Source organism: Roseitalea sp., from assembly GCF_984466335.1.
In genome coordinates, this window is record NZ_CFIFWG010000154.1 from 502 (window position 1) to 7,660 (window position 7,159).

Genomic DNA, 7,159 nt, shown 5'->3' on the forward strand with positions numbered 1-7,159 from the left:
GTATTGCAATGTTGGCTCTGTCGATTAGGTTTTCGGCGGCGGCGGCGGCGGCGGTGGTGGTCGAACGCTGGTAGGTGGCGGATTTGTCCCACCAAGAGGGTTCGGCGGAGGTGGTGGATTTGACCCACGTTTACCCATTTTCATGTCCTTCTTTCATTATCTCAATAAATTCAATTTCCTTAACGTCGATCAGGATACCGTCCACACTATCATCGCCAAGATATTCTTCGGATCCATCTCCCAATAGCCATGATGGCTGTTCGATATAGAAATGCCCGACATTGGCCACCTGGGGCCATTCGCGCGGCCACCCGTAAAGCCGTCGATTGCCATCAAGATGAAACACCATGTAGGCCTTTTTGCGGCTCAATACACCGACCCACTCAGACGGATAGGTGGATTGACTCGAGAAGCTGAACTGTCTGAGCAGCCTGTGCGGCAAATCTTTGTTTGCCAGCAATGATATGATTGAGCCAACCAGCATGGAGTGTGTCAGCAGGAGAAGATCGGTCTGCTGGCGGAAGCTCTCCACCCACCGGACTTCCAAAATTTGCCACGCAGGGAGTGAGCCCTGGACAAGCAGCGTGAATATGAGCGCCTGGATCAACTGTTGAAATTGGTCGGGGCGTTGATGGGCTGTAAGGGAATAGAAAACCCACCCGGCAACAAAGCCGGGCAGGATATATCGCAACAAGCCGATGATCTCGGTGGGTAGGTCAGGGATCATCCTGCTCTACCTCGTTGTTGTTATGAACACCCGCTGGTCGCCCCGCACGTGTCGCACTTCAGGCAGGTGCCGTTGCGCACCATGGTGAAGTTGGAGCATTCGCCGCACATGTCGCCGGTGTAGCCGGCCATCATCGCCCGCATGCGCCGTTCGGCCTCGATCCGGCGGGTGTCGTGCGCGTCCGGTTTTGCGCGGGCGGCCGATGGCGACAGGCCCGTTGCGGCCGCCGCGGCGGCTTGCGCCTCGGCCCGGGCACCGGTCCTGCCTTCCGCCTTGAAGGTCTCGGCCCGTTCGGCATAGTCGCGGTGGAAGGCCGAGGCTTCCTCCTGCAATTGCAGCACGGGCGCGACGGCGAGCGCCGAATGGCTCGCACCGGGTGAAATCGCCGTCACGTTGGTGCCCAGCGATCCGGCGGGCGTGTCGGGGCCGGGCGCGTCCGAGCGGACGACCGACAGGTTGTGCCCGCGCGTCCAGCCCTTGGAAACCGGCTGCGTCTTGCCCTCGGCGATGCCCTTGCCCAGCGGGGTCGAGGAGAACTCGGACTGGTCGACATGGGCCAGATCGTGCCTGCCAAGGTAGGAGATCGCCAGTTCGCGGAAGACATAGTCGAGGATCGAGGTCGCGCTCTTGATCGCATCGTTCCCCTGCACCATGCCGGCCGGCTCGAACTTGGTGAAGACGAAGGCGTCGACATATTCCTCCAGCGGCACGCCCCATTGCAGCCCCAGCGAGACGGAGATGGCGAAATTGTTGATCAACGCCCGCAGCGTCGAGCCTTCCTTGTTCATGTCCAGGAAGATTTCGCCCAGGCGCCCGTCATCATATTCGCCGGTGCGCAGGAACACGGTGTGCCCGCCGATCTTGGCCTTTTGCGTATAGCCCTTGCGGCGCGCGGGCAGCTTTTCCTGCTCGCGCACGCGCTCGATGACCTTTTCGACGATCCTTTCGGTGACCGCCACGGCGCGTGTGGCGGCGGGCGCCTCGATCAGCGTATCGAGCGCCTCGTCGTCCTCATCATCCTCTTCGATGATCGCCGCGTTCAGCGGCTGGGACAGTTTCGAGCCGTCGCGATAGAGCGCGTTGGCCTTAAGGGCGAGCTTCCAGGACAGCATATAGGCGTTCTTGCAGTCCTCGACGGTCGCCGCGTTGGGCATGTTGATCGTCTTCGAGATCGCGCCCGAGATGAAGGGCTGGGCGGCGGCCATCATGCGGATGTGGCTGTCGACGGACAGATAGCGCGTGCCGTTTCTGCCGCAGGGATTGGCGCAATCGAAGACCGGCAGGTGCTCGTCCTTGACGAAGGGCGCCCCTTCAAGCGTCATCGCCCCGCAAATGTGGATGTTGGCGGCCTCGATCTCCTGCCTGGAAAAGCCCAGATGGGCGAGCAGGTCGAAGTTGAACTGGTTCAGTTGCGCCTCGGTGACGCCGAGCGCGTCACGGCAGAATTCTTCGCCCAGCGTCCATTTGTTGAACGCGAACTTGATGTCGAAGGCGGATGCCAGGGCGCCGTTGACCGCCGCGATCCTGTCGTCGTCAAAGCCCTTTGCCCGAAGGCTCGCCGGGTTGATGGCCGGTGCCTGGTTCAGATTGCCGTGGCCGACCGCATACGCCTCGATCTCGGCGATCTCGCTTTCGGCGTAGCCCAGCGTGCGCAATGCTGCGGGCACGGCGCGGTTGATGATCTTGAAATAGCCGCCGCCGGCGAGCTTCTTGAATTTCACAAGCGCGAAGTCGGGCTCGATGCCGGTCGTGTCGCAGTCCATGACCAAGCCGATCGTGCCGGTCGGCGCGATCACGGTCGCCTGTGCGTTGCGGTAGCCGTGCTGCCGCCCCAGCTCCACCGCCCGGTCCCAGGCCGCGCGGGCGTGGGCGATCAGATCCGCGTCGGGGCAGTCCTCGGCCTTGAGCGGCACGGGGTTGACCGCGAGCCCCTCATAGCCCTGCGTCTCGCCATGGGCCGCGCGCCGATGGTTGCCCATCACGCGCAGCATGTTCTGCGCGTTCGGTTTGTAGCCGGGAAAGGGGCCCAGTTCGCAAGCCATTTCGGCGGAGGTCGCATAGGCGATGCCGGTCATGATCGCGGTCAGCGCGCCGGCGATCGCCCGGCCCTGGTCGGAATCATAGGGAATGCCCGAACTCATCAGGAGCCCGCCAATATTGGCATATCCCAGGCCCAGCGTCCGGTACTTGTCGGACAGTTGGGCGATCTGCCTGGACGGGAACTGCGCCATCATCACCGAGATTTCGAGCACGATCGTCCACAGCCGGACCGTGTGCTCGTAGGCGGCGATGTCGATCTTCCTGGTGTCGGCGTCGGCGAACTGCATCAGGTTCACCGAGGCCAGGTTGCAGGCCGTATCGTCCAGGAACATATATTCCGAGCACGGGTTCGAGCCGCGGATGCGCCCGCCCGAGGGGCAGGTGTGCCAGTCGTTCATCGTCGTGTTGAAATGCAGGCCCGGATCGGCGGACGCCCAGGCGGCATAGCCGATCTTCTCCCACAGATCGCGCGCCGGAAGCGTCTTGGCCACCTTGCCGTCGATGCGGTTGACCAGATTCCAGTCGCCATCGTTTTCGACTGTGCGCAGGAATTCGTCCGACAGCGAGACCGAGTTGTTGGAATTCTGGCCCGAGACGGTCAGATAGGCGTCCGAATCCCAGTCCGTGTCGTAGGTCGCAAATTCGAGATCGGTGTAGCCCTGGCGCGCGAACTGGATGACGCGCTGGATGTAGTTCTCCGGCACCAGCGCCTTTTTCGCGGCCTTCACTTCACGCTTGAGGGCCGGGTTCTTGCCCACATCGAAGCAATCGTCATTGTCGGCCTCGCAGTTCACGCAGGCGCGCATGATGGCGTTCATGTGCCGGGCGACGATCTTGGAGCCGGTGACCAGGGCCGCGACCTTCTGCTCCTCGCGCACCTTCCAGTCGATATAGTTCTCGATGTCCGGATGGTCGATGTCGACCACCACCATCTTGGCGGCGCGGCGCGTGGTGCCGCCCGACTTGATGGCGCCGGCCGCCCGGTCGCCGATCTTCAGAAAGCTCATCAGGCCCGACGATTTGCCGCCGCCCGACAGCTTCTCGCCCTCGCCGCGCAGGTGGCTGAAGTTCGTGCCCGTGCCCGAGCCATATTTGAACAGGCGCGCCTCGCGCACCCACAGATCCATGATGCCGCCCTCATTGACGAGATCGTCGCCGACCGACTGGATGAAGCAGGCGTGCGGCTGGGGATGCTCGTAGGCGGATTTCGATTTCACCAGCCTGCCGGTGAACGGGTCGACATAGAAATGGCCCTGGCCCGGCCCGTCGATGCCGTAGGCCCAGTGAAGGCCCGTGTTGAACCATTGCGGTGAGTTGGGCGCGACGCGCTGGGTGGCCAGCATGAAGCACAATTCGTCCATGAAGGCGCGGGCATCGTCTTCCGAATCGAAATAGCCGCCCTTCCAGCCCCAATATGTCCAGGTGCCGGCCAGCCGCGTGAACACCTGCCGCGCGTCCGTCTCGGGACCATGGCGCTCGTCCTCGGGCAGCTCGGCCAGCGCCTCCTCGTCGGCGACCGAGCGCCACAGGAAGGAGGGAACGGAATTCTCTTCCATTCTCTTCAGGCGCGCGGGCACGCCGGCCTTGCGGAAATATTTCTGCGCCAGGATGTCGGCCGCCACCTGGCTGAACTGGTCGGGCACGTCGATGTCTTCGAGCCTGAAGACCACCGATCCGTCCGGGTTCCTGATCTCGCTGGTCGCCTTGCGGAAGGCGATCTCCCCATAGGGAGATTGGCCATCCTTGGTGTAGTGCCGCTCGATACGCATATGATCCCTCGTGCCCTCTATATATGGTGTGTTGTCCACAGGCCGCCACGCGGCCCGATCGAATGCAGAAAACCCCTCGCGCCGCGCGCACGCCCGGCAACGCCGCCGCCCTTCGGGCCGATGACGCAGAGTCACGGCCCCAAAGGGCTGCCCAACCGCGATGATTGTTTGACGTCCCGCCCGGTTATGGAGCCGATCATACGTCGAGCCCACATTATATAGTGGTTAGATGAACCGCAAACACTAAATATTGTGTTAACCGTCTTCTTCCCAGCTCTTTGCCGAACTCCCGAGCCGACACGCCATACGCATGAGACGCGCGCGGATGTGCCAAAGGCTCGCCAACGCCGCCGTTGAAACGCTAACATGGAACATGAGACTGAACCGGCATTTCCGATCCGCCGGGTGTGCGCCAAACGTCGCACGAACGTCATAAAAAGCGACTCGCGACGGTCGGTCAAGGGGTGGATCGTCACAGCCTGTCATCCACTATATCTGGTGTGGCATTGTCCACGGGATAGCGGGGAAACAGCTTAAGAAAGCGTGAAGGCACTTGTGTCGCCGCCGCGCGCGGCGGGCCGCCTGGCGAGGCTTACGCCGCCAGCTTCCTCCAGCCCGTGCCGAAGGCGTCGAGCAGGGCCTTGAGATCCGGCTCGTCGACCAGCTGCGCCGCCTGGGCGGCCGGCACCCACTTCCGGTCGCGTTCGGCGCGTTCTGGCCAATCGTCCGCCTGGTGCTCGACGGCCAGCGCGTAGACGGTCACATGGCAGTTCTGGACGGTCTCGCCATCGGTCTTGCGATAACCATATGTGCCGACCGGTTCGGGCGTCAGCGAGCCCTTTATGCCGGCCTCTTCCCAGGCTTCGCGCGCGGCGGCGGCCGCCTTGTCCTCGCCGTCCTCGATCCAGCCCTTCGGCAGGACCCAGCGGCCCGTGCCGCGGCTCGTGATCAGCAGCACCTCCGCCACAGGCCCGTCCGCGCGACGCCAGGCGAGCGCGGCGGCCTGGGGTGCGAACGCGCCGGTCTCGCCGCCAAAGGCGCGCCTGATCCGTTGCAGGATACGGGAAAGTGCGCTGTCGTCGGCCATTGGTTCTCCATCTCGCCTCGATAATGACCCTGAAGCGTGGCAGATTCGCCGGACAAGGGACATGCGCCCGCCGGCGCCGTCATGCAGGCTGTGAATAGCGCGAAATGGCGACACGGTCTAACGCGCGCGCGGGGCGGCGCCAATCGCAAGCACGACCGAAAGGGCGAACACCAGCGCGCCGCCGATGAACCACAGGCCCGGCACATCGAAGAGCGGGTCGGGCGCCGAGACGTGGGCGAGCACGAGCGATGCCAGCAGCGGGCCGAAGATGATGGCCAGCGCGTTGATCGACTGCAACGTGCCCTGAAGCTGGCCCTGGCGGTCCGGATCGACGCTTTTCGAGCAGATCGCCGTCAGGGCGGGAGAGCCAAGTCCGTTGCCGATCACGTAAAGCGCGATCAGCGGATAGACCATCCAGCCGGTCTCGGCGACGCCGTAGAGCGCCAGCGAAAGGCACGAGACGGCAAAGCCGGCGATCACGGTCGGCCGGTCGCCGAAAAGGCGCACGGCGGGGCCGACCAGAAAGCCCTGCACGATGACATACATCGCGCCCACGAAGGCGAGCGACCAGGCGGCCTCGCGAAGCCCCCAGCCGAACCGGAATTCGGTGTAGAGCACCCAGGTGCCTTCGAGGCCGCGCTGCGCGGTCGCCGTTACCAGAAGGGCGACGAGCAGGGGTGTCAGGGCGGGAAAGCCGGCGATCTTGCGCAGCGACGACAGCGGGTTCGCCTCGCGCCAGTCCGGCTTGCCCCGCCTGTTCGGCGCGGCCAGCGATTCGGGCAGGAAGAGGAACGCGAAGCCGAGATTAAGCGCGCCGAGCGCTGCGGCCGCGATGAACGGCAGGCGGATGTCGATCTCGCCCAGTATGCCGCCCAGCAGCGGGCCGAGGATGAAGCCGGCCCCGAACGCGGCGCCGATCAGGCCGAAGATGCGGGCGCGCTCGGCGGGCTCGGATATGTCGGTCACATAGGCGTTGGCGGTCGTCACCGTCGCGCCGAAAATGCCGCCGACCAGGCGCGCGAAGGCCAGCCAGACCAGCGTCGGCGCGAGCGCCGCAAAGACATAGTCGACCGTCAGGCCGGCGAGCGAAACCAGCATGACAGGCCGGCGGCCGAACCTGTCCGACACGATGCCGATCAGCGGCGAAAACATGAACTGGGCGAGGGCGTAGATGGTGCCGATCACCGCGTAGGCGGCGGCCGCGTCGCTGATCGTGCCGGACCCCATGGCCTGGACGAGCTCGGGCAGGATCGGCCAGGCCAGCCCCACGCCGATCATGTTCATGGCGACGGTCATCAGCACGGCCGCCAGCGCCCGCCGCCTGGCGGCCGCCGAAAGGGCCGGCCGGGGCGTGGACGCGTCCATCGGCCGGCGTCAGCCCTTGCCCGCCCCGGCGATCGGCGCCTGATAGGCAAAACCCATGTCCCAGGGGAAGAAGATCCAGGTGTCCTGGCTGACCTCGGTGATGAAGGTGTCGACCTGCGGCATGCCCTTGGGCTTGGCGTAGACCGTCGCGAAATGCGCCTTCGGCATCAT

4 protein-coding genes and 1 pseudogene are annotated in these 7,159 nt (G+C 64.3%); all 5 read right to left on the reverse strand.

Going from position 1 to position 7,159, the window contains the following annotated elements:
• Window positions 1-130: 130 nt before the first annotated feature.
• Window positions 131-727, reverse strand: coding sequence for a DUF6338 family protein (locus tag AC5E6L_RS12680; protein WP_491773733.1), 597 nt, complete (start codon window positions 725-727; stop codon window positions 131-133).
• Between the two features lie 20 nt (window positions 728-747).
• Window positions 748-4,536 carry a vitamin B12-dependent ribonucleotide reductase gene (locus tag AC5E6L_RS12685; RefSeq protein WP_491229266.1) on the reverse strand — a complete coding sequence of 1,263 codons (3,789 nt, stop codon included), beginning with the start codon at window positions 4,534-4,536 and terminating at the stop codon, window positions 748-750.
• A 592-nt stretch (window positions 4,537-5,128) separates the two neighbouring features.
• A complete protein-coding gene (locus tag AC5E6L_RS12690; RefSeq protein WP_491773736.1) occupies window positions 5,129-5,623 on the reverse strand; it encodes an NUDIX hydrolase in 495 nt (164 codons plus the stop codon).
• Window positions 5,624-5,740: 117 nt separating this feature from the next.
• Window positions 5,741-6,988, reverse strand: a complete 1,248-nt coding sequence (locus tag AC5E6L_RS12695) for an MFS transporter (RefSeq protein ID WP_491773738.1) — start codon at window positions 6,986-6,988, stop codon at window positions 5,741-5,743.
• Between the two features lie 9 nt (window positions 6,989-6,997).
• Window positions 6,998-7,159 (reverse strand): annotated as a pseudogene (locus tag AC5E6L_RS12700) (xanthine phosphoribosyltransferase); the annotation flags it as partial.